20 protein-coding genes and 1 pseudogene are annotated in these 21,354 nt (G+C 59.8%); 10 read left to right on the forward strand and 11 right to left on the reverse strand.

Features of this window, described 5'->3' with window-relative positions:
- Positions 1–177 precede the first annotated feature (177 nt).
- The 3 genes from ACNS88_RS06530 to ACNS88_RS06540 form a co-directional block, all read right to left on the reverse strand.
- On the reverse strand, positions 178–450 hold the full coding sequence (locus ACNS88_RS06530; protein WP_435094992.1) for a HalOD1 output domain-containing protein: 273 nt from the start codon (positions 448–450) through the stop codon (positions 178–180).
- A gap of 890 nt (positions 451–1,340) precedes the next feature.
- A complete protein-coding gene (locus ACNS88_RS06535) occupies positions 1,341–1,610 on the reverse strand; it encodes a UPF0058 family protein (RefSeq protein ID WP_435094993.1) in 270 nt (89 codons plus the stop codon).
- Between the two features lie 322 nt (positions 1,611–1,932).
- Positions 1,933–3,177 carry an inorganic phosphate transporter gene (locus tag ACNS88_RS06540; protein ID WP_435095266.1) on the reverse strand — a complete coding sequence of 415 codons (1,245 nt, stop codon included), beginning with the start codon at positions 3,175–3,177 and terminating at the stop codon, positions 1,933–1,935.
- Between the two features lie 793 nt (positions 3,178–3,970).
- Between ACNS88_RS06540 and ACNS88_RS06545 the strand changes: the two are divergent.
- Positions 3,971–4,162 (forward strand): annotated as a pseudogene (locus ACNS88_RS06545) (RNA-guided endonuclease TnpB family protein); the annotation flags it as partial.
- A gap of 43 nt (positions 4,163–4,205) precedes the next feature.
- Here ACNS88_RS06545 and ACNS88_RS06550 read toward each other — a convergent pair.
- Both ACNS88_RS06550 and ACNS88_RS06555 read right to left on the reverse strand, forming a co-directional pair.
- Positions 4,206–5,231, reverse strand: a complete 1,026-nt coding sequence (locus ACNS88_RS06550) for a methyl-accepting chemotaxis protein (protein WP_435094994.1) — start codon at positions 5,229–5,231, stop codon at positions 4,206–4,208.
- Entirely contained in the window at positions 5,186–5,905 is a 720-nt protein-coding gene (locus tag ACNS88_RS06555) for an IS5/IS1182 family transposase (protein ID WP_435094995.1), read from the reverse strand. Before ACNS88_RS06555 ends, ACNS88_RS06550 begins: the two co-directional genes overlap by 46 nt.
- A gap of 288 nt (positions 5,906–6,193) precedes the next feature.
- On the opposite strand from ACNS88_RS06555, the gene ACNS88_RS06560 reads away from it, so the two are divergent.
- The 7 genes from ACNS88_RS06560 (at position 6,194) to ACNS88_RS06590 (ending at position 13,363) form a co-directional block, all read left to right on the forward strand.
- Positions 6,194–7,279, forward strand: coding sequence for a glycerophosphodiester phosphodiesterase (locus ACNS88_RS06560; RefSeq protein WP_435094996.1), 1,086 nt, complete (start codon positions 6,194–6,196; stop codon positions 7,277–7,279).
- A gap of 479 nt (positions 7,280–7,758) precedes the next feature.
- Complete coding sequence (locus ACNS88_RS06565; protein ID WP_435094997.1) at positions 7,759–8,973, forward strand: ABC transporter substrate-binding protein; 1,215 nt, start codon at positions 7,759–7,761, stop codon at positions 8,971–8,973.
- A gap of 1 nt (position 8,974) precedes the next feature.
- The gene (locus tag ACNS88_RS06570) at positions 8,975–9,862 is read left to right on the forward strand and encodes a carbohydrate ABC transporter permease (RefSeq protein WP_435094998.1); all 888 of its coding nucleotides are present in this window, start codon (positions 8,975–8,977) and stop codon (positions 9,860–9,862) included.
- Between the two features lie 56 nt (positions 9,863–9,918).
- On the forward strand, positions 9,919–10,749 hold the full coding sequence (locus tag ACNS88_RS06575; RefSeq protein WP_435095269.1) for a carbohydrate ABC transporter permease: 831 nt from the start codon (positions 9,919–9,921) through the stop codon (positions 10,747–10,749).
- The gene (locus tag ACNS88_RS06580) at positions 10,746–11,897 is read left to right on the forward strand and encodes an ABC transporter ATP-binding protein (protein WP_435094999.1); all 1,152 of its coding nucleotides are present in this window, start codon (positions 10,746–10,748) and stop codon (positions 11,895–11,897) included. Before ACNS88_RS06575 ends, ACNS88_RS06580 begins: the two co-directional genes overlap by 4 nt.
- On the forward strand, positions 11,894–12,565 hold the full coding sequence (locus tag ACNS88_RS06585) for an HAD family hydrolase (protein WP_435095000.1): 672 nt from the start codon (positions 11,894–11,896) through the stop codon (positions 12,563–12,565). Before ACNS88_RS06580 ends, ACNS88_RS06585 begins: the two co-directional genes overlap by 4 nt.
- Positions 12,566–12,586: 21 nt before the next feature.
- Positions 12,587–13,363 carry a sugar phosphate isomerase/epimerase family protein gene (locus ACNS88_RS06590; protein ID WP_435095001.1) on the forward strand — a complete coding sequence of 259 codons (777 nt, stop codon included), beginning with the start codon at positions 12,587–12,589 and terminating at the stop codon, positions 13,361–13,363.
- Between the two features lie 381 nt (positions 13,364–13,744).
- On the opposite strand, the gene ACNS88_RS06595 is transcribed toward ACNS88_RS06590, so the two are convergent.
- Complete coding sequence (locus ACNS88_RS06595) at positions 13,745–14,089, reverse strand: hypothetical protein (protein WP_435095002.1); 345 nt, start codon at positions 14,087–14,089, stop codon at positions 13,745–13,747.
- Positions 14,090–14,708: 619 nt separating this feature from the next.
- On the opposite strand from ACNS88_RS06595, the gene ACNS88_RS06600 reads away from it, so the two are divergent.
- Complete coding sequence (locus ACNS88_RS06600) at positions 14,709–15,812, forward strand: ATP-binding protein (protein WP_435095003.1); 1,104 nt, start codon at positions 14,709–14,711, stop codon at positions 15,810–15,812.
- Positions 15,813–16,074: 262 nt separating this feature from the next.
- Here the strand turns inward: ACNS88_RS06600 and ACNS88_RS06605 are convergent, their stop codons facing one another.
- Together ACNS88_RS06605 and ACNS88_RS06610 are read right to left on the reverse strand one after the other, a co-directional pair.
- Positions 16,075–16,668 carry a hypothetical protein gene (locus ACNS88_RS06605; RefSeq protein ID WP_435095004.1) on the reverse strand — a complete coding sequence of 198 codons (594 nt, stop codon included), beginning with the start codon at positions 16,666–16,668 and terminating at the stop codon, positions 16,075–16,077.
- Positions 16,669–17,002: 334 nt separating this feature from the next.
- Positions 17,003–17,740 carry a helix-turn-helix domain-containing protein gene (locus tag ACNS88_RS06610; RefSeq protein WP_435095005.1) on the reverse strand — a complete coding sequence of 246 codons (738 nt, stop codon included), beginning with the start codon at positions 17,738–17,740 and terminating at the stop codon, positions 17,003–17,005.
- Positions 17,741–17,829: 89 nt separating this feature from the next.
- Here ACNS88_RS06610 and ACNS88_RS06615 point away from each other — a divergent pair, with 89 nt between their 5' ends.
- Positions 17,830–19,350 (forward strand): aldehyde dehydrogenase family protein, encoded by a 1,521-nt coding sequence (locus tag ACNS88_RS06615; RefSeq protein ID WP_435095006.1) that lies wholly within the window; start codon positions 17,830–17,832, stop codon positions 19,348–19,350.
- A 17-nt stretch (positions 19,351–19,367) separates the two neighbouring features.
- On the opposite strand, the gene ACNS88_RS06620 is transcribed toward ACNS88_RS06615, so the two are convergent.
- The 3 genes from ACNS88_RS06620 to ACNS88_RS06630 all read right to left on the reverse strand — a co-directional run bounded on the left by ACNS88_RS06620 (position 19,368) and on the right by ACNS88_RS06630 (position 21,220).
- Complete coding sequence (locus ACNS88_RS06620) at positions 19,368–20,276, reverse strand: transcriptional regulator TbsP domain-containing protein (protein ID WP_435095007.1); 909 nt, start codon at positions 20,274–20,276, stop codon at positions 19,368–19,370.
- Between the two features lie 183 nt (positions 20,277–20,459).
- Positions 20,460–20,951, reverse strand: a complete 492-nt coding sequence (locus ACNS88_RS06625) for a DUF7998 family protein (RefSeq protein ID WP_435095008.1) — start codon at positions 20,949–20,951, stop codon at positions 20,460–20,462.
- Positions 20,948–21,220 carry a DUF2249 domain-containing protein gene (locus ACNS88_RS06630; RefSeq protein ID WP_435095009.1) on the reverse strand — a complete coding sequence of 91 codons (273 nt, stop codon included), beginning with the start codon at positions 21,218–21,220 and terminating at the stop codon, positions 20,948–20,950. The genes ACNS88_RS06625 and ACNS88_RS06630 overlap by 4 nt, the downstream gene beginning before the upstream one ends.
- Between the last annotated feature and the right edge of the window lie 134 nt (positions 21,221–21,354).

Consider the following 21,354-nt stretch of genomic DNA (forward strand, 5'->3'; position numbering starts at 1 on the left):
GGGTGGCGAGTCAGTCAGCATCAGTCACGTTACTCATTTCCCACCGTGTCGGCTTCCTCTCCGGCCTACTCGCGTTTTGCTTCCGACTCTCAGTCGGAAGCCCTCGCTCCCTACCCGGAGCCTGGACGCCAGGTGGACCTCGAGACTGAACCGTTGCCTGGCCAGGTGTAAGTTGGGTCACCCGTTAAAATTCACCCTGTCCCATTGGTCTGTGTTGTCATCTCGAATCAGACAAACGTAAACGGTGTTGTCTGAGTGTACCAGAACTCTATGAGAAGCGTAGGGGAATGTGACCGTCACATCATGGGATCGGTCTCCCGTAACAATCTCCATTAATCCATCAAGGTCAATTGACTGAGAGAGTGGGGGTAACTCTTCCATCGGCGTGTTCGACGCGTTAGAAACAGCCTCGGTGATAGTCACAAGAGGATCCTCTGAAGACTTTCTCATGGGACCACTATCGAGACTCTCCTATGTGGTAACAAGCACCGTATTATCTAATCCAATTAAAGTCACGATCTACGATATAAATTATTATCTTATTACGGAAGTTCGAGGAGAAAGCCTCGCCGTTCACGGCGGGGATGAATCCGACAACATCATCACAACCGCCGGAATTAATGCCCCTGACAGCGTATGTGTAGGTAAGCACAACGGGCAAAAACTGGCGGTTGGATTGGGGTCCGCCCGGACGACGAAGGCCACCACACCGTTCCTGAGAGGGCGTCTCCGAGGCCGTGGCGACACGGCAGGCAAAAAGCGACCCTCGCTCGATTGTGCCTGCCCACCGTGGTACGAAGGGCAGGCAGGCCGATGGCACGGCCCGTGCCCGGACATGGAGAAACCTGTGACCGGGGGCATTCTCGCCGTCTCCCTGAGACGAACGGGATGCACGGTGCAAGCGGATACCGCGTCCGAACGGACGCCGAACACGCCACACCCCTCGCAGGGCCGACGTATCGCGCACGAACCCGGTATCGCCTCGCCGGACCCGTTCGGCAGGCGAGAAGTTGCCAACGGGGGCGTGAGAACGGTCCGCTGTCCCGCGTTGGAATCCTCGCGCTTCAGCGCGGGGAGGATGTCAAGGCGGTTGCAAAGGCTCACGACGAGGATGTACTTGATCAACTGTGGGTCAGCAGCGAGGATATTAATACGGACGCACTTGACGGGCTCTTTCAGGAACGCAAGCTCAAGATGACTCTCCAATTCGAGGCGGATTCGACGACGGCCACTATCACTGCCGATGCGAGTGGAAAGCCACTGATTAAAATCGAATCGCATCGCTAATTATGCGAAAGCGGGGGTTCTGTCTCGCATAACTTCGTGACGATTTCGTGTGATTATCGGGAGACAGGAGGTATCCGCGTCTGTTCAAACTCCCCCTCGATTATATTGAAGAGAACAGTGATCGCTTCGTAGTGGTCCTGTTTCGACTTGTGAACGCCTAATGGAGTCACACTAAGTGCATGATACCTGCACATCCTCCCAGCTGGCATGTTTTCATTTTCGATCAGATACTGTGCGACCTCCACAAGCAGGGCGTGAGTCGAAATGAGTTCTTTCTTGCGCATGATCTCACTTTTCCAGAGTATGAGCGTGTCGTCTTCCATTCCAGACACTCAACGTGCGCCCTGCCAACGTCACTGAATCAAGACCGACGTATGTGTGTGGGATAGCTGTGTACAAAATTAATGGTGAGTGAGATGCCGACGTGAACAACACTCGCCTACCGTTCCTATCCGTGTAACACGGTATCAACCCCTACAGTAACTCAGAAACTATCACGTGCGTCTACTGACCAGTCGATTCAGCATAGACAAACCAAAACAGACGAAGTCGTTATGCTGTACTCATCCTCTGTATCGGCCATGCTACTGCTGACAGACATCAGGCAGTTTGGAAATATACTGATACATACACTGCGCGTATCACTCAGAGCAGGAATGCGAACACCGGGTATGAGCCGACGATCGCCAGCGACGGCGTCAACACCCACATCGTCACGATACGCTTGGCTGCCGCCGGGTCGAAGAGGCTTCGCTCGTCGATATCTGCCGGTCCCTCAGCACCGATATCTGGAACGTTCGGGATCTCATCTGACTTCTCGGCCGATTTCTCTTTTCGGGCAATATCCCCGATGGTCGGGCTGGCAGGAGCATCCTCGGCGCGTGAAGTGACCAATGCGCCAGTCGAGACTGCTACATCTGGACGGTCGGGCGATGGCGTCGCCAACTCTGCCAGTGTCGATGCCCGACTCGCTCGGCCCCATCCGAGCCCAATAATCGTTGACGTCGTGCTAACGGCGAGACTCGCTGGAATCCCGAAAGATGAGAGAATAGTGATGACTGTTCCACCGATCACCGAAACGATCAGTGACGCGAGAATAGGGAGCTCCGTGATATCGTCTCCAACCGTTTCGAGCGTGCGACGGGCAATGGTGAAACTACCCAACCCGAAGGCCGCCACCGCGAGCAGAACACCCTGATTGACGGTGAGCGAGCCACCCGGACCGACGAGGGGAGCGACAGCGTTCGCAGCGTTCGACGCCCCGGCCGAGAACGCCATATAACAGCCGATGATGACTACCAAGAGTGACCCGACGGTATCCTGCGGTGATGCGTTCGGATTGATGAACGGCCGTGGAATCGTGCTCGATCGGTCGAGTTGGATGAAGTGGAGATCGAAGGTGGTGAACGCAACGTAGCGGTCAAGATATGGATACATGTAGCGACCGATAACGACCCCAATAGTCAGACACACCAGCGGGGAGACAATCCAGGCCGAGAGGATAACGAACATCAGTGCCTGATTGAGGGTACCGGTTGCGAGCCCCAAGCCGACGATTGCACCCACAGCAGTCATCGAAGTTGACGCTGGGACGCCATAGAGATTCGATATCAACAGCGACACGCCAGTAAAAAACAGAACGACAACACTGGCAATAGGCGTGAACTGGATTGCTGGCACGATACTGCTACTCATCGTTGCGATCACGTTCCGACCGACGGTCCACGCCCCGAGAAAAGCAAAGCCAACGAACAACGCCCCCGCAGTTGACTTTCGAACAAGGCGTGAGCCCACCGCAGGGCCAAATGAGACCCCTGTGGATGATCCGCCGATATTGAACCCGACGAATACGGCGACAATGATACCGACGACCGTTAGTAGCATCACCATCGTAATTGGGTAAACATTGACTGACTCCGGTTTATGAGTTCTGGCACCAGTTACAGCTGCATAGTCGTATTTTTCGCTGAACGGAGACATACTGACACTCAGGTTCCAATGTTGACGATATTGCCTGTGCTCACTGCGACCGCACTGACTGTGCCCCTTCTCGCAATGAGCAACGCAGTAGACTGGCTGTGAATGGTCGTATGGCACGATATCACATTCAGGTATTGTATGATCGGTACAGCTGTCTGTTGACTACACCCTCTGTATCTCGTACGCTGCTACTGACATGTTGGGGAGGGGTCGGCGTTCGACGTCGGTACGTGAGTCCCCTGTACTGACCGATCAGTCTCTCCCGCCGATCGGCCTCGGTTCGCCCCACATTCGCGCGTTGTATTCAGCATGGCCACGAGATTTCCTCAGTTTCTGTCAGTAGTGAGGTGCGAGATACAGAGGATGCAGTCAGCACGGGAACTGCGTTATTTTCTCCAAACGAACCGCTAATCACCCGATAGAACGGGCATGCAAATTGGCCGTTGACATTTCTACCAGCTCAGAGAGATGTTCTGATAGCCGTGTAAGGTGCAGGGCGAGAATCTCGCACAGAATTATCTCCGGACTAAATCAGATCAGATCGGTCAGTACAGGTAGTGTTCAGTGTGAACCTCAAAATCACGAGATGCTATTCAGGTAGCACGGCTGTGTTGAATCGCTGTAAGGCGTCGATATTCATTGTTTGACGAAGCACTTGATGGTATAGACGACACACATCAACGCGATTCTACGGAACTTTCCCGTCGAGCAGCGAGGAGTGGGACACTCCGAAGAAAAACCTGTGGAGACCGCACTCACTGTGGATACACTCGTATCTGCAAAGCGCGTCGTAGAAACAGGAAGCCCCACCACCAGAAGTCAAAGACTGCTGGTTAGCAGTCAGAACTCGGGGAGTTCTGACGACACCCTCAATGAGGAATGGCGTCAGCCGTGAGCGAGTAAGATGGGGTAGTTCACCGGTATCTCCTACCGAGATGCTACTGATCGTTCAATAACGCCTGGAATCCCTCGCTCACGTCTGCTATCATCGTTCCCTGCTCTTCGACGGCAGCGCTGATGCCGTTAGTCTCGCCGCTGATTTCTTCTGCGTTCGATGCTGTCTGATCGACCATCGAGGCGATCTCCTCCGTGCTGGCTGCCTGTTCGTCGGTTGCTCGGGCGACCTCTTCGATCCCGGTACTCAGTTCATCGACTGAATCTCCGATGTCTTCCAAGTTTGACAGAGTGTTGTTCACTTCCTCAACGCCGCTCTCGACGGCTTCCTCGTTTTCTTCGAGCCCCTCCACAGCTCGTGACGTATCGTGTTGGATCTCGTTGACCAGTTCTTCGATGTCGTTTGCACGCCGTTGGGATTTCTCCGCGAGCGATTTGATCTCCTCGGCAACGACATTGAACCCGGCACCTGCCTCACCGGCCCGTGCCGCTTCAATCGACGCGTTGAGTGCGAGTAGGTTTGTCTGGTCAGCGATCTCGTTGATCACGGCGACCATCTTATCGATTTCATCGACTCGCTCATCGACCTTACCGACGCGGTCGTCAACCTCTTCGGAGGTCTCTTTCATCCGCGTCACTGCTGATCGAGTGGTTCGAGCCGCGCTTCGCCCATCAGACGCGAGATCGCTCACTTGGTCTCCTTCATTGGCCACTTCCTCGGCCGAGGAGGCGATCTCCTCGACAGCCGCGCTCATGTCTGCGACTTCGTTGCGCACTTGATTCATCCCGTCGGCCTGCTCTCGGGACGCGGCGGCGATGTCGTCTGTTCGGCTCGCAATCGTAATGGCGGCGTCTTGAATCTCCGTGAGCGCGTATGCCGCATCTTCGACCTCACCGTCGTGCGATTTAGCGGCTTCGAGGGTTTCGTCAAGCTCTTGATCAAGGTCTTCGTCGAGAGTCGCGTCTACTGCTTCCGTTGAACTCATGAGCAATAAATGACAGACTTCCATTAAAAGTGGGATCATTAAATTCTCAATAATAATAAATTCCAGTATGTATTGATTATCCACGACCGCACTCGCACGGCGAAGCCAAGCGAGCGCTTCACAGTTGAGTTCACAGTTTCAGTCATAGAGCGCTGATTGTAGCGGTTATCGTCAATTAGCGATTGCTTGTCGTATTCTTTATCAACCGCAAGAGACCGCAGATCGCCCGCATTTCGGCGGGCGATCTGCTCGGCGAGATCTGCGCCGCTTCCTTTTCGGTTCGTTGAACAGTGGACGTCAAGGACGGCTTGAGACGCTGTATCGACGATTTTTGTGACTTTAAGCTTTTGAACGCGGTAGCTGATTCGCTGGCAGTAGTGGCGGCTCGCTGGTGAGCGGTCGTAGAACGTGGCGTCGATCGCGGCGTGTTCAGAGAGATCGTACAGCTGCGCCGACTGGCGCAGCAGCACTCGACACACGCTCATACTGATCCAGTCGAACGCCTTACACAACGTGGACGGCGCGGGGGGATCGGCCGCGTTGAGGCCGATCTCCCCGGTTATTTGTGGCATCTCTTTGAGTAAGTCGATCGTCATCCGGTAGGATGTGTCAAGGTAAATCCGCAGACAATGGAGGGAAACGAGTGCATAGTCGGCGAATCCGCCGCCGCCTTCCGGGGCGGCGGATTCGCCTCCATCGCCAGTAACTCTTTGAGCAACCGGCACAACTTCCCCGATGAAGCGGGAGATTTGTGTCATAGGCAACCGAATCTTCCCGCTTCAACTCCTTTGATTTAGTGGCCTACCCCGCTGCTGTATGGTGATTCAACACAGCCGTTTCGACCGATCCGCCGTCGAATACCGGCAGACCGGTGCAGTCGGATACCACCTGTCCGTCTACATCCTGTGGTTCAGAGAACGGATACGATGTAGGGCTGACTCAAGGGGAACCACCATGGGTGACTACTGCCGATGGGTACCCACAAATATAGACGCCTCCGGATACCACATACCAGCCGATTTAACTCATTCGCGAGACGTGACCGCATGGACAGACGTACTAATCGACGATCCGCGAAGGCGGGGAGACGGACCATGGGGCGCCGGCGACTGCTGAGAAGCACCGTCGGAGTCACCGCGGCGGGCGCGCTGGGCGCCGTTTACACTGACGGCGGGATAGACTCCAGCGGTGCCGACACGGCGAGCGACGATACCGCCGCACGGAGACGAGACGACGGAGCTGGGCCGGTTGACGCTCGGTCACCGAGCGAGCTCACGCTCATCGCCCACCGCGGATTCGCGGGCGAAAATCCGGAGAATACCGTCACTGCGGCGCGGGAAGCCGTGAGCGAGAGCATCCCAGCCGACGGCGGTAGAACAACGAGCCGGCGGGCCGATATCATCGAAATCGATGTCGTTCCGACGGCCGACAACGATGTAGTCGTGTTTCACGACGACAATCTGTCTGGACGAGACGGCGGTAGCCGTGGACTCACGGACGCGACAGGTGTCGTCTGGGAGACCGAGACTGCGGCTGTCACCACTGCAGAGGTACTCGGTAGCGGGGACACGGTTCCGCGTCTATCGACGCTCCTCGACGTCGTTCCCCCGGACGTGGGCGTAAACGTCGAGTTGAAGAATCCGGGACGATATGACCTGCGGTTCGCCGAGAAACTCCCCGAGTCGGCGCTTGCGGATCGAGCGGCCGCCTGGCAGCCGTTTGTCGACCGCGTCGTCGACGTGCTCAACGAGCACGACAACGAGTTCCTCTGCTCGTCGTTCTACGAAGGAGCGTTGGCGGCGATGCGTAACGCGTCCTCGTACGCGGTGGCACCCATTCTGTGGGAGTCGGTCGGCGACGGGGTCGCCATCGCTCGGGAACACGACGCCGCGGCGGTTCACGCGCCGACGAAGCTCATCGCCCGGACGCCGTTCCACGACACCGCACTCACCGCCGGTGTCGACCTCGTCGCGGAGGCTCACGCGGACGGGCGTGACGTGAACGTGTGGACGGTCGACACGTGGTATCAGGCCGATCGGCTCGCCGCCGCCGGTGTCGACGGTATCGCTGCCGACTACTCGGGTCTGCTTCCGCGGGCAACTGACGCATCGGCCTCGGGCGGACGGTCCTGACGGTTGCACGGCAGCTAACCGGTCAGCGGTCGCCGGCCGTCAATCTCCGGATAGGGCAGCTCTGAGTGCAATGTGCGACCGCAAACTCGAACCCCCCTGAGATTGAACTACGCGACTCCCCAAATTACATAGCACACAATACGTTTCAGTGCCGTTGTACCGCTCTGTATCGGTACGGATTTTAACGTGCCGAATCGGTGTCTACGGAGCCCCCGATACCGTTCAATTCAGCTATTATAAGCGCTTATTATTGCTATCTCTAACTGACTGGTGTGGTTAACGACAACAACGCAAGCGAGAGGCGGCGTCGATTTCTACAAACGACCGGAGCAGCCGCGGTCGGCCTCGTGTCCGCTGGGTGCCTCGGGGCGACATCCGACGGCTCGGAGGGCACCGGAGGATCGAGCGACTCATCGAGTTCGACCAACAGCGCGGACTCTGGACGCAGTGGAGAGACGACGATCAACTGGTGGCACGCAATGGGGGGAAACCTCGGTGAAACGGTTGACGCGCTCGCGGCTGACTTCAACGAACAGTCCAACGGTGTAACCGTTGAAACCAGCTACAAGGGGAGCTACGACGAAACGCTCAACGCGGTTACGTCCGCGATCGGGGCGGGCGAAGCGCCGGAGCTGGCACAGATCGTGGACCTCGGAAGCCGGCTCGCGATAGACAGCGGGGCGTTCGAACCGATGGAGGAGGCGCTTCCGAGCGACCGGATCGACTGGTCAGACTTCCAAGATCCGGTTATCGATTACTACTCGTTCGACGACACGGTGTACTCGATGCCGTTCAACTCCTCGAACCCGATCTTCTACTACAACAAGGACATGTTCGAGGCGGCCGGGCTCGACCCGGAGTCGCCGCCCGAGACGCTAACGGAGGTCCGGGAGGCCAGCGAGGCGATCGTCGATCAGGGAATCGCGGAGCAAGGGATTACGTTCGCCAACGTCTCGTGGTTCCCTGAACAGTGGTTCGCGGAGGCGAACGTCCCGCTCGTGAACGAGGACAACGGCCGCGCGACAGACCCGACCGAGGCCAACTTTGACACCGACACGGCCGACCGGATCTTCACGTGGTGGGCCGACATGCACGCAGACGGCCTGTACAACCACGCCGGTGTCGGCAACTGGGGTGCCGCACAGCAGGCGTTCCTCAACGGACAGACGGCCATGTGGATATCGTCGACGGCCGGCGTCGCCTCGGCGACCGCGGGAGCCGAAGAGAACGGCTTCGAGCTCGGGACGGGGTACTACCCGACGGCCGGTGAAACACGGACCGGCGTCGTCATCGGCGGCGCGTCGCTGTGGATGACCCGCGGCCTGTCCGACGAGAAAAAGCAGGGACTCACCGACTTCCTGCTGTGGTTGGCTGAAGCGGAACAGCAGGCGTTTTGGCACCAGAACACCGGGTATTTCCCGGTCAGTGACAGTGCTGTCGAGTACCTCGAAGAAGACGGCTGGTTCGATGAGAACCCCAATTTCCAGACCGCGTTCGACCAGCTTCGGGAAACGGAGACGACGGTCGCAACGCAGGGGTGGCAGGCCGGGCCGGCGTCAAAGGTTCGAACCATCATCCAAGACGGATACGTCAGTATGATCAACTCCGACGTTACCGTCGACGAAAAGCTCGCGAGCATGAAATCGGAGGCCGACAACGCCCTAAAAAGCTACATCCAAAGCAAAGGGAACTGACATGGGCGTTCACGAGAACACGTTCGACAGCACGTTGGGGGCGTACCTCCTCCTGCTACCAACGCTGGTCGCGATCGTCGCGTTCCTGTATTACCCGTCGTTACAGACGCTCAGGTTCAGCTTCTTCCAGACGTTCCTGTTCGGGCAGAACACACGGTTCGTCGGGCTTGCAAACTTCACCGAGCTGCTGAGCTCGCAAGTGTACCTCACGAGCGTCGGGTTGACAATCGCGTTCGCGGCGATAGTCGTCGTCGGATCGCTCGCCGTCGGACTCGCTGTCGCGTTCCTGTTGTACGAGGTCAGCGACGGAAAAGCGGCGTACCTGATCGCGGCAATTTGGCCGTACGCACTGCCGACGGCGGTCGCCGGGACAGTCCTGTTGTTCCTCGCTCATCCGAGCGTCGGCATTTACACGCACTACATCGAGGCGTGGTTCGGCGTCAAGCTTGACTGGTTCACCGTCGGCTGGCAGGGGTTCGCCGTCGTCGCGGTCGCGGCGATCTGGAAGCAGATCGGATACAACGTGATCTTCATGCTCGCAGCCCTCAATAACGTGCCCGAGTCTCTCAACGAGGCGTGTGAGCTCGACGGGATCGAGACGTGGCGACGGCTCGTCCGCGTGTACGTCCCGCTCATGTCACCCACATTGGTGTTCCTCGTTGTGATCAACACGATATACGCGTTCTTCGGGAGCTTCGCGCTGATCGACCTGATGACGCAGGGCGGACCGACGAATGCCACCAACCTGATGATCTATCAGCTGTACCGTGACGCGTTCCAATTTAACAACCTCGGACTCGCCTCCGCGCAGTCCGTGATCCTGTTCGTGCTCGTCGCCGGGCTCACGTTCGTCCAGTTGCGCGTGTCCGACCGCTACGCACACTACTAATGTCACTAGACACCAAAGACACCACAGTCAGCGCCCGAGAGGACAAACCGCTGTCGATGATCTCCGACACCTGGTTGGTCCCGACGCAGTGGCGCGTCCATCTCGGGCTCATTGGGTCGATCCTACTGATGGCCTCGCCGCTCTTGTTGGCGTTCGTCATGAGCACACAGACCGTTCCGGAGGTGTACGACATTACGAACGTCGGGATTGGGAGCGACGGACTCGCCAACTACGTCGAGGTGTTCACGACCTACGGCATGGCCTCGTACATGCTCAATTCGCTGGTGATGTCGATCGTGGTCACCGTCGCGAAAATCGCTGTGAGCCTCCTCGCCGCGGTCGCGCTCGTCTTCTACGACTTCCGGTTCAAGAACGCGATCTTCTTTCTGATTCTCTTTACGCTGATGTTCCCGGTTCCGGTGCGCATCGTCCCGCTGTACGAGATGATGGCCGCACTGGGATGGACGAACACGCTGTTAGCGCTCACCGGACCGTACGTCGCGAGCGCGACGGCAGTGTTCCTCCTCCGGCAGCACTTCATGTCGATCCCCGACTCGCTGGTCGAGTCGGCCAAGGTCGACGGAGTCGGTCCCCTGCGCTTCCTCTGGAACGTGTTGATCCCGATGTCGCGGGGCATGATAAGCGGTCTCAGTGTGATCACGTTCATCTACGCGTGGAACCAGTACCTGTGGCCGTTGATCGTTATCTCCGATCAAAACAAGCAGGTCGTACAGGTCGGGATGAAATACCTTCAGTCGGTCGGTAACGCTGGCCAAACCGACTGGGGGCTCATCATGGCGGGCGCCGTGTTGACGTTGCTGCCGCCGCTGCTGGCGCTCATCGTCTTCCGCGGTCCGCTGCTAGAAACCTTCGGACTCTCAGAATGACCGGAATCACGACGACAGACTTGGTGAAACGCTTCGACGATGTCACCGCGGTCGACGGCGTCGACCTCAACGTTCGCGAGGGCGAGTTCCTCGTCTTGGTCGGCCCGTCGGGCTGTGGGAAGTCGACAACGCTTCGGCTACTCGCCGGGCTCGAATCCCCCACGGGGGGCTCCGTCGCAATCGCCGACGAGGACGTGACAACGGCATCACCGGGAGAGCGCGACGTCGCGATGGTGTTCCAAAGCTACGCGCTGTACCCGCACATGACCGCGAAGGAGAACATGACGTTCGGCCTCACGACGGCCACTCAGTTCACCGACGACGAGGTCAGTGACAGGGTCGCAGAGGCGGCCGAGATACTCGACATCGAGGACCTCCTCGACCGGACGCCCTCGGCGCTCTCTGGAGGCGAACAGCAGCGCGTCGCCATCGGCCGCGCCCTCGTTCGCGACCCGGAGGTGTTCCTAATGGACGAGCCGCTCAGTAACCTCGACGCGAAGCTCCGTGTGCAGATGCGCGCCGAGCTCGCCGAGTTACACGCCGAACTTCGGACGACGACGCTGTACGTCACCCACGACCAGGTCGAGGCGATGACGCTCGGCGACCGGGTCGCGGTCATGCACGACGGCGAGATACAGCAGGTCGCGCCGCCGCAGCTGTTGTACGACGCGCCCGCGACCCAGTTCGTGGCCGAGTTCATCGGGAGCCCGGGTATGAACACCGTCGAGGGTACGCTCAAGCGACGCGGCGACGCCGTCCACGTGACGTGGGATCAAAATACCGTCCCGCTCCCGCGCCCGGTTCCCGAAGCCGTCACGTCGCGCGCAGGCGAGAGCGTCGTCCTCGGGGTTCGCCCCGAAGACCTCTCACAAGAGATGAGCGGGCCGCTGAATATGGAGGTCACCGTCACCGAACCGCTGGGCGATTCGCTGCTCACGCGAGGCGTTGTCGGTGCCACCGAAATGGAAGTGAGCCTCCCGCCACGGTCGGCGGTCGATGTCGGTGACGCGCTGTCGCTGACCGCCGATCCCCAGCGGCTGCACTTGTTCGATGTCGAGACCGGAGCCGCGTTCTACCATTCCGCCGACGACGTCGCCTCAGAGGCGACCAACCCGATCGCCCGCGACGCGCCTCGGAGCAGAACATGAATGGCATCGAAACGCGGTACGATGCCGTCGTCTTCGACAACGACGGTGTGCTCACCTACCCGACAGACGAATCGGTCCTGACGGAAGCGTCGCGGAGGGCGTTCGAGGTGTTCGATATCGACCCTGCTCCGAGCGACCTTCGCTCGCTCATCGATGAGCTCTCAGTGGAGACGGTGCGAACGCTCACCGACCGGTACGAACTCGATGCAGACGAGTTCTGGCGTCGTCACGAGGCGGAACGCACTGCCCTGCAGCTGGAAGCGATCCGAGACGGTGAGAAACCGATGTACGACGATGTCGAGACGCTCGCCGATCTCGCGGTACCGACAGCGATCGTGAGCAACAACCAGCACGCGACGGTCGAGTACATCGTCGCAGAGTTCGGCCTTGAGGAGATGTTCGAGGCGTACTACGGACGAAAACCGACGCTTCGAGGACTCGAACGCCGGAAGCCGGACCCGTCGTATCTTGAGACCGCGCTCGACACGCTAGGTGTCGACTCGGCGCTTTACGTCGGTGACAGTCGTGTCGATGTCGCGGCGGCACGTGCGGCCGGCATCGACTCAGCGTTTATAAACCGTCCGCACCGGCGCGACTACCGCCTCGACATCCAACCGACCTACCAGCTCGAAACCCTCGCAGGCCTCCCCGCCCTTCAGCCACGGTAATCACACACCCATACCTCACCTATGAACCCACGAATTGGTTTCGTCACGTCAGTTGCATCAGATCTCGAAACGCAGTTGCGATTCGCCGGCGAAAGCGAGTTCGACTACGTCGAAGTACTCATGGACGGACAGCATGACCACGAGCGTCTCACGCCACAGACGGCAGCGATCAAACAGATACTCGACGATCACGGACTTGACCTGCTCGTTCACCTCCCGTTCCCGACGGACATCGGATCACCGTACGAGTCCGTCCGTACCGGAGCTATCGAGACGCAGCAGACCTGTATCGACGTCGCGGCTGAACTAGGGGCCGAAAAGGGCGTCCTCCATCCGGAGTCCTCCGCGTGGACAGTCGCGTGGGACAACGAGGAACTCCGGGAGTACATCGACGGATCGGTCGCCGAACTGACCGCGTACGGCGCTGCGCGGGACGTCGAAATTTGCGCGGAGAACATCTTCGGAAGCCCGTATACCATCGAACACATAGACAGACTCCTCGCTGCCACGAACGCGTCGATGACGCTCGACACCGGTCACGCCCGGGTGACCGGATACGACGCGACGGAGACGGCCGCGTTCGTCGCTGACCACGCAGACCGTATCTCGCACGTCCATTTAAACGACACGCGCCGTCCAGCAGACGAACACCTCCCGTTCGGTGCCGGAAACCTCGACTTCGAACCTATCTTCGACGCGTTCCCGTCTGACTGGCACGGGACGCTCTCACTCGAAGTCGGGACACAGTCACTCGACTACCTCGGTGAGTCGCGCTCGCAGTTGGACCGGTACCTCTGATCCCCGGCTTCGCGGAGCCGGGACCCGTCGACCGCTGCGACTCGCTGTGAGTCGGCGTCCTTCACCACAAGTGATGTGATATCTTGATCCGATACCAGCTAACAGGGACTTCCAGCGGTATCGAAACCTACCCGGGAGTGTAACTCAACAGTTGCCGTCCATACTGTACGCGTATCCTGCACACGATACCGTACGTACTCAGGTAACGTGGTTCGGTCGACACGGGCAAAAGTGGCTCCTACGACGGGTGGTGGCCGATCCGAAGTCTAACTTAACGCGACTCTGAAGACAGGGCGCGTATCTCGCACAAAATCGTCTCCTGATTCGATCAGAGTGGATCGGTCAACACAGGTTTGGTGCTTAGTACTCAACAGTCAAATATCAGTTCTCAGTCACCGAGATCGCATATTCGTAGTCTCGTGAGTTCCGATCGCCGATCGTTTCCCTAACGCTGAAACCGTATTCGTAGGTGCCGGTTTCGGCATCAGGAGCAATATGAATCGGCACATCTACCGTCACACGTGTACAGTCATCCCATATCCAAATTGGCGGGCACGAGTCAAGTTGAGCATCTATCGCTGGTGAGGTGTCGATATCTCCAAATCTGACTGGCGCATTAGTGGCACCGCATAAATACAACCGTGAGTCGAACGAGAATCCTGTAATGCCGTCTACCTCTATCTCGAAGGTGTCCGAGTCGCCCGGTGTGAGTTCCAATTCTTCCACTTGAACATCCGGTGGCCAGCTATCCTCTCCCGTACAAGACGGATTACTGCCAAGGCATCCGCCCAAAATTACGGATGCCGTTGGTACGGTTCCGGCGAGGAATTGGCGTCTATTCATCCGTTAAGGACAAGTGACTAAAAGTAAGTGTTTTCCGGTGGGAAAGGATTTCAAAACGAATCGATTCTCAGTGACTGTACTCAGTAAGCATGCCCGTTCTATCGGGTGATTAGCGGTTCGTTTGGAGAAAATAACGCAGTTCCCGTGCTGACTGCATCCTCTGTATCTCGCACCTCACTACTGACAGAAACTGAGGAAATCTCGTGGCCATGCTGAATACAACGCGCGAATGTAGGGCGAACCGAGGCCGATCGGCGGGAGAGACTGATCGGTCAGTACAGGGGACTCACGGATCGCATAGGGCAGTGAACTCTCAACTCAATGCGATAATATCCACCAGTTGGAATACCAACCGGCATACGTGATGGGACGTTAGCCAGCTGCGTCTGAGGATTTTTTTCGCTGAGTATCTGTCTTTCCGGTTTTACTCACGCACTATCGCAGAGGACGAAACACCAAATATTTAAAATTGTAAGAAATGGGGTGTACAAGTACTCTATTTATGAACGCACACCGCATCCAAGTGAAATCCCCGCACATCATCGTCGGCTTCGGGGCGGTGCTGTTATTAATAGCCGTCATTCATCACGGAGCTGAATTTCACGCCCTTGATCAACTGTTTCTCGCCCTCGCTGCGGGTGCACTAAACGGGATACTCTCTCTCGGACTCGTCTACGGCGGTTACAGGCTCACTAAAACCGGGTTATCTCCAGCAGACCGATGGCTGACCTGTTGTTTGTGTCTGTGCGGTGCCGCGCTCTTCGCGGCAGTTATGAGTCTGTCTCTCCTCATACGTGCGCTCGAAGGGCGCGTCGTCGGTGAAGCGGTGTTTCCGCTCCTGATTGCAACTGAGGCGGGAGGTCTTGCGGGGCTGATCGCCGGCTATTACATTGGCCGTACGCGGGTCGAGACACGGCGAGCGCAGACCGTGAGTGACGCATTAGGGTTCGTCAACAGCCTCATTCGCCACGATCTCCGGAACGATCTGACCGTGGTCCAAGGGCACGCACGCTTGCTTCAGACTGAATCTACCTCCAAGAACACCGACACAGAATCGGATAGCCTATCGATAATCGCAGAGAAGACTGACGAGGCGCTTACTCGTATCGAAACAACGGGGGCAGTGGCGAACACTCTGGTCGGTGACCCCGATCTTGAACGGACGGATCTCTCCGCTATCGTTGCCGAGATAGCCATGCAGATCGAGAATACTCAGACTGTCTCCGTTACGATGGATCTCCCTGAACACGCTCCCGTTACCGCCAATCCGGGACTTCGATCGGTCGTCGATAACTTGCTTGAGAACGCCGTCGAACACAACGATGCGGACGTGCCAGAAGTTCACGTCGACGTGGATATGAACGAGGAGACAATCCGATTGTCAGTCGCCGATAACGGACCGGGTATCCCGGACAGGAAAAAAGAACGCATCCTCGACCAAAGAGATACGGAAGCACAGAGTGGAGGCCTCTCGCTCGTCCAGACTCTGGTCGAAGGGTATGGTGGAGAGGTACGAATCGAAGATAACGATCCTCACGGCTCGATGTTCATCGTGGAACTCCTCAGAGCCGATGGCGACGGTAGTGACGACACTCTCCAACTATGATCAAAAGCAGGCGCGTTCTATCAGTTGGTTCAGGATTTAGACGGAGAAAATAACGCAGTTACCTTGCTGACTGCATCCTCTAAGTCTCGCACGCTAATTGTGGCAGCTATCCGGTAGGTCAAATCAGTTACTGCTGAATACAACGCGCGAATGTGGCACAAACCAAGTCGGTCTGGGGAAGGGAGTGATCGGTCAGTACAGGGAACTCACTGATCGATCCGCACGTTGCATGTCCCACGAACACACACTGTCACTGCCTCAGTCATCCAGCGGTGTTAAACACCCAGAACGCGATAATTGGTGACAGAGCAAGCAATAACCCGAGGACCGCCGTACCGAGGAGGGTGGCTCGGTCGAGCGTACGAAGCGGGGTATTGTATCGCCACAGCTGGAGAGCGACGAACGTAACCGCGATGATCACGCCACCGAGGACCAGAAATGATGCTTGTCCTCCTATCGACCCTGCTGAGGCCGCGTTCGGGATTCCTATTTGAGCACCGATGCCGATGGCACCGACAACTGCTGCTGCAAGCGAATAGGCGACGCCAGCGACCACATGTCGAAATGCCATCAACGGTGAAAATGAGTGGTTAGTGTCGGGCGATGGCTGAGGTGCCGCGTAGCTCGCAAACCCCGTATACAGGAGCGGGAGCGTCCCGATTCCGACGAACAGGGCGTATGGTAGGCTCGCGCCGACGGAGAGAATGACCAGCGCCGCCGTGATGGCGTACGTTCTCGTCGTCACCTCGCCCAGTACGAGGGGTGGAACGAGGATTGTGGCGATCGCTACAATGGCGAATAGTACTATCGGGACTGCGTGTGGTCTAAACGGGTCAAGCGGGGAGGGCGATGACATACACCGCGGCTTTCGAGTTTGGGCGTAAATACTTTTAGATGACCTCTACTCCTAGTCCGCTGAGAAAAGAGAATCTATTCACCGGTTGTCGGCCGGTCAGAGACCAGTCAGATGATACGCAGGCACATTCTATCAGCTGATTCAGGATTTGTTTGGAGAATATAACGAAGTTCTCGTGGTGACTACATCCTCTGCATCTCGCACGGAGTTTCTGATATAATGTAGATAGGTCAGCGTTCTACGTCAGTATGTGAGTTTTCTGTACAGACCACACCGGGCCAGAACCCCTCTCCTGTCGAGGGGGCTAACAGGGCTGGCGATCAGCGATCCTCGGTCACGGGTCCAGCAGCTTCGACTCTGCCTTCCGAAGGTGTTCGAGCAGCGTCGTCTTCGACACGTCGAGCCCGTCGGCTAGCTCCCGGGTCGACGCCTCGCGAGGCCACTCGTAGTACCCGGCCTCGCGGGCGTGTTCGTACACCTCCCGCTGGGTCGTGGTGAGGGTGTCAAGGCGCTGCTCCCGGGGCGATCGTCCCGGGTCGCCCGACGAGGACATCGACTGCACGGTCACCTCGGCGCCCGCGCGCTCCTGAACCGCGTCGAGCGACTCCCGGATCTCCGTCCGATCGCCGACGAAGCACACCTGCCACTCCTCGCGACCGTCCTCGATCCGGACCGGGGCGCTGTGGACGAACCCGTGTTCCAACAGCGTCGGGCACACCATGTCCGCCGGGTCGTACTCCAAGAAGAACTCGCGTACGACGTTCCCGGGGGCGTCCCGAGCGCGCCCGAACCGCTCTCGTAGTTCGAGGAGTTCGCCCGCGCGGTCGGACGCCCGGATCGCGTCGAGCAGCTCCTCGACCTCTTCGTTCGTGTCCGCGAAGGCGGTGAACAGCCCGTTCACCGAGTTCGGCGTGTTGCTGTTTGCCTTTGGGGTGTTGTAGATCGCGTGGGCAAAGACGCCGCCGTCGGTCTGGTCCGTTGCCTCGATCGCCCAGCAGTCCGGGTGCCACAGGTCGAGCGTGAGCCGCGTGCCTGACCACTCATCGACCCCGCCCGTATCAGTCGTCGCCATTGTTATCCCTTCTAGAGCACCACAACAGCATGAATCTACCGACCATGGTCGGGTGGGATATTTGAACGCGGCGGCGAAAACCAGCGCTCATGTCGGAAGCGCATCAACAGTATATCAACGGCGAGTGGATCTCGGGAACGGGATCGGAGACCTTCGAGAGCGAGAATCCGGCGACCGGCGAGACGCTCGGCACGTTCGAGCGCGGGACGCCCGAAGACGTCGACGCCGCGGCCGCCGCCGCCGACGCGGCGTTCGAGGAGTGGCGCGAGCTCTCTCGGATCCAGCGCGCGGAGTACCTCTGGGACGTGTACCACGAGCTGCGTGAGCGGACGGACGAGCTCGGACGAGTAGTCACGAAGGAGTGCGGGAAGGAAATCTCGGAGGGGAAAGCCGATGTCGTGGAAGCCGCCCACATGGTCGAGTGGGCCGCGGGCGACGCCCGCCACCCGAAGGGCGACATCGTCCCGTCGGAGATTCCCGCGAAAGACGCGTACATGCGTCGGAAGCCGCGCGGCGTCACCGGCTGTATCACCCCGTGGAACTTCCCGGTCGCGATCCCGTACTGGCATATGGCCATCGCGCTGGTGGAGGGCAACACCGTCGTGTTCAAACCCGCCGAGCAGACGCCGTGGTGTGCCCAGATCATCGCGGAGATGTTCGACGACGCCGGGATCCCCGACGGCGTGTTCAACATGGTTCAGGGGTTCGGCGACGCCGGCAACGCGATCGTCGAACACGAGGACGTCAAGACCGTCCTCTTCACCGGCTCCGCCGAGGTCGGCCACCACATCCAGGACAAGCTCGGGGGCGTCGCCGGCAAGCGCGCCGCCTGCGAGATGGGTGGGAAGAACGCGATCGTTATCACCGAAGCGGCGAACCTCGACACCGCGGTTCATTCGGCCGTGATGTCTTCGTTTAAAACGACCGGCCAGCGCTGCGTCTCCTCCGAACGCCTGATCGTCCACACGGACGTGTACGACGAGTTCAAAGAACGGTTCGTCGAGCTCGCCGAGAACGTCGCCGTCGGCGACCCGCTCCGAGAGGACACGTTCATGGGCCCCCTCATCGAGACCGAACACTTCGAGAAGGTGTCGGAGTACAACGAACTCGCCCGCAAGGAAGCCGTGAACGTGCTCGTCGATCGAACCGACCTCGACGCCGACGAGATCCCAAACGGCCACGAGGACGGCAACTGGGTCGGCCCGTTCGTCTACGAGGCGGACCCCGACGAGGACCTCCGCTGTACGCACGAGGAGGTGTTCGGCCCCCACGTCGCGCTCTTAGAGTACGACGGCGATATCGAGCGCGCGGTCGCGATCCAGAACGACACCGAGTACGGGCTCTCCGGCGCGATCATCTCCGAGGACTACCGCCAGATCAACTACTACCGCGACCGCGCCGAGATCGGACTGGCGTACGGTAACCTCCCCTGTATCGGCGCGGAGGTGCAGCTCCCCTTCGGGGGCGTCAAAAAGTCCGGGAACGGCTACCCCTCGGCCCGGGAGGCTATCGAAGCGGTCACCGACCGCACCGCGTGGACCCTGAACAACTCGAAGGATATCGAGATGGCACAGGGGCTCTCCGCGGACATCAAGACGAAGGACGAGTAGGCGATACCGACGTCTGTTTATAAATCACGTTTCCGAAGCGCTGCGAGGGTCGCCGACGAACTCGACGCGTCCGCCAGCGCGCCGCGCGCGACCAGCCGCTGACGAGGCCGTCCCACCGGCTGCGAGACCGACTCCGTCTCGAGGAGGTCGGCGTCGAGGAGGTCGCGTTTTATCCGGGTGAACGTCGCCGAACTCCCGAGACCGGCGTCCTCACAGGCGCGGCGAAGCGCGCGATCGAGGGCACCGCGGCGCGCGCCGGCGACATACGTTCGAACGCGCGCTTCCCCGCGGTCGAGGGCCTCGGCGCTGTCCCAGTCCGCGCCGGCATCGAGCAGTCCCACGGCCTCGTCCGCAACCGTGCTTCCACATCGGTCCCGGAGCGCTCCGTACAGTCGGTGACGACTCGGAGTTCGGATCTGTATCGCCTCCGCGTCGGCGACGAGACCGCTGTAGCGGCTGCGGAGCGTCGCGTCCCCGCAGATCCGGCACCACGGCCCCCGTTCTCCGTCGCCGTCGCGTCCCTCCGCCGCCGCGACGAGGACGCAGCCGTCTGACTGTCCCGCCAGGACCACGTTTGGCTGCGCCTCCGCGAGCGTCCGTAGGTCCCAGACACTCGTCTCCGCGAGCGCCGCGAGCCGGCTGGCCGGGTGGAACCGGTCAGCGAGGGCGTCGACGACCGACCCCCTCGCCAGCACTGTGAGTGTCGGGAGGTCGGTGGCCTGCGAGAGCGGGTCGTCGTCGTCCTGTGCGGCGGTCCGCAGCGCGTCGAGGTCGGGAGCGACCGCCGCGGGCGCGGCGTCTCGGTAGGCCGCAGCGAGAGCCGCCAGAAGCGGCGGGTCGGGGTCGACGACGACCGGGTCGGTGAACGACCCGATCGACATCGCCCCGTCCGCGAGGGGGAGGGTCGGTGGCGAGACGGACGTCACTACTCGGAGTCACTGCTGCGGTCGGAATAAGCGTGGTGGCAAGGGGTGGCTGTCCCGAAGCGCCCTGTCTGCTGTTGTCGGTCAGCCCACCGACACGCAGGTGATGTGGCTGCCCGCGGTCGCGCTCGGGTGCGTCCGTCTGCACCCCGTCGCACCCAGTCGCGTCAGCTCACGTCGGCGCGGTCAGAACGGGGACGACGCTGCCGACTCCGGGTCGACCGCCCCGGACTCCAGCTTTGCGAGTCGTTCGTTGACGGCGTCGCTCCCGTCGAGCGAGGTGTCGACCCGGACGCGAACCTGATCGTAGCCGTGAGCGTCGACCGTGTCAAACGCGCGGAACGCCCCGACCGCGAGCGGCTCGGCCTGCGGACAGAAGGCGGTGGTCGGCGTGAACTCGGCCCGGAGTGTGGTCGGGTCTTCGGCCTCCTCAGCGTACCGGAACCCCGCGTCCGTGTGCCGCGGATCGCGGTTGAGCCGCGCGAGGTTGTAGCCGAACGTGGCGTCGTACACGCCGTGCTCCTCGAAGGCGTCCGCCGCGGTCCGGTGGAGTACGACGTGATCACGCCCCTCAAGCACGTCGTGACCAGCGAGGAAGGCGCCGGGCTTGGGGATGTGCTCGGGGACAAACGCGTCGGCCGGATCGAACTGGGGCTCTGAGCCGCCGAGGAAGCTCATCGCTCGCCCTCCTCGGCCCAGATCGCCGTGACGACCGCGTCGTCGGTCTCGATCGTCTCGTGGGCGTAGCCGCGGTCGTCGAGCTTCGGGTAGAGGAACTGCGGCGCCCGGTCGTTGTGCTGGACGAACACGGTCTCCTTCGGGAGGTCGGCGAGTAGTTCGAGCGTCTGTCGGAGCGGCTCCGGCGGGCCGAGATCGCGAACGTCGAGCGTCTCGACCGGGCGATCCGTCGGCGCGTCCGTCCGTTCGAGGGTCGTCTCGGGTTCCATACGCACCGATCGGTTCTCCGGACCCGGGTAGTTTGTTCCGAACGTGTTCGGGGGTAATGGGTGGCGGTCGTCTCCGACGGCGGCGACGACAACCCCCGAACACGTTCGGACACAACCACAGGGCCGACCGGAAC

The sequence above is a fragment of the Halorubrum shenae genome (assembly GCF_051194165.1).
Classification (GTDB): Archaea; Halobacteriota; Halobacteria; order Halobacteriales; family Haloferacaceae; genus Halorubrum.

What these genes read in the sequence shown, in the direction of transcription:
- ACNS88_RS06530 (WP_435094992.1), bottom strand. Translation starts at nt 450, where the DNA reads ATGAGAAAGTCTTCAGAGGATCCTCTTGTGACTATCACCGAGGCTGTT.
- ACNS88_RS06535 (WP_435094993.1), bottom strand. Translation starts at nt 1,610, where the DNA reads ATGGAAGACGACACGCTCATACTCTGGAAAAGTGAGATCATGCGCAAG.
- ACNS88_RS06540 (WP_435095266.1), bottom strand. Translation starts at nt 3,177, where the DNA reads ATGGTGATGCTACTAACGGTCGTCGGTATCATTGTCGCCGTATTCGTC.
- ACNS88_RS06555 (WP_435094995.1), bottom strand. Translation starts at nt 5,905, where the DNA reads ATGACACAAATCTCCCGCTTCATCGGGGAAGTTGTGCCGGTTGCTCAA.
- ACNS88_RS06560 (WP_435094996.1), top strand. Translation starts at nt 6,194, where the DNA reads ATGGACAGACGTACTAATCGACGATCCGCGAAGGCGGGGAGACGGACC.
- ACNS88_RS06565 (WP_435094997.1), top strand. Translation starts at nt 7,759, where the DNA reads ATGGGGGGAAACCTCGGTGAAACGGTTGACGCGCTCGCGGCTGACTTC.
- ACNS88_RS06570 (WP_435094998.1), top strand. Translation starts at nt 8,975, where the DNA reads ATGGGCGTTCACGAGAACACGTTCGACAGCACGTTGGGGGCGTACCTC.
- ACNS88_RS06575 (WP_435095269.1), top strand. Translation starts at nt 9,919, where the DNA reads ATGATCTCCGACACCTGGTTGGTCCCGACGCAGTGGCGCGTCCATCTC.
- ACNS88_RS06580 (WP_435094999.1), top strand. Translation starts at nt 10,746, where the DNA reads ATGACCGGAATCACGACGACAGACTTGGTGAAACGCTTCGACGATGTC.
- ACNS88_RS06585 (WP_435095000.1), top strand. Translation starts at nt 11,894, where the DNA reads ATGAATGGCATCGAAACGCGGTACGATGCCGTCGTCTTCGACAACGAC.
- ACNS88_RS06590 (WP_435095001.1), top strand. Translation starts at nt 12,587, where the DNA reads ATGAACCCACGAATTGGTTTCGTCACGTCAGTTGCATCAGATCTCGAA.
- ACNS88_RS06600 (WP_435095003.1), top strand. Translation starts at nt 14,709, where the DNA reads ATGAACGCACACCGCATCCAAGTGAAATCCCCGCACATCATCGTCGGC.
- ACNS88_RS06605 (WP_435095004.1), bottom strand. Translation starts at nt 16,668, where the DNA reads ATGTCATCGCCCTCCCCGCTTGACCCGTTTAGACCACACGCAGTCCCG.
- ACNS88_RS06610 (WP_435095005.1), bottom strand. Translation starts at nt 17,740, where the DNA reads ATGGCGACGACTGATACGGGCGGGGTCGATGAGTGGTCAGGCACGCGG.
- ACNS88_RS06615 (WP_435095006.1), top strand. Translation starts at nt 17,830, where the DNA reads ATGTCGGAAGCGCATCAACAGTATATCAACGGCGAGTGGATCTCGGGA.
- ACNS88_RS06625 (WP_435095008.1), bottom strand. Translation starts at nt 20,951, where the DNA reads ATGAGCTTCCTCGGCGGCTCAGAGCCCCAGTTCGATCCGGCCGACGCG.
- ACNS88_RS06630 (WP_435095009.1), bottom strand. Translation starts at nt 21,220, where the DNA reads ATGGAACCCGAGACGACCCTCGAACGGACGGACGCGCCGACGGATCGC.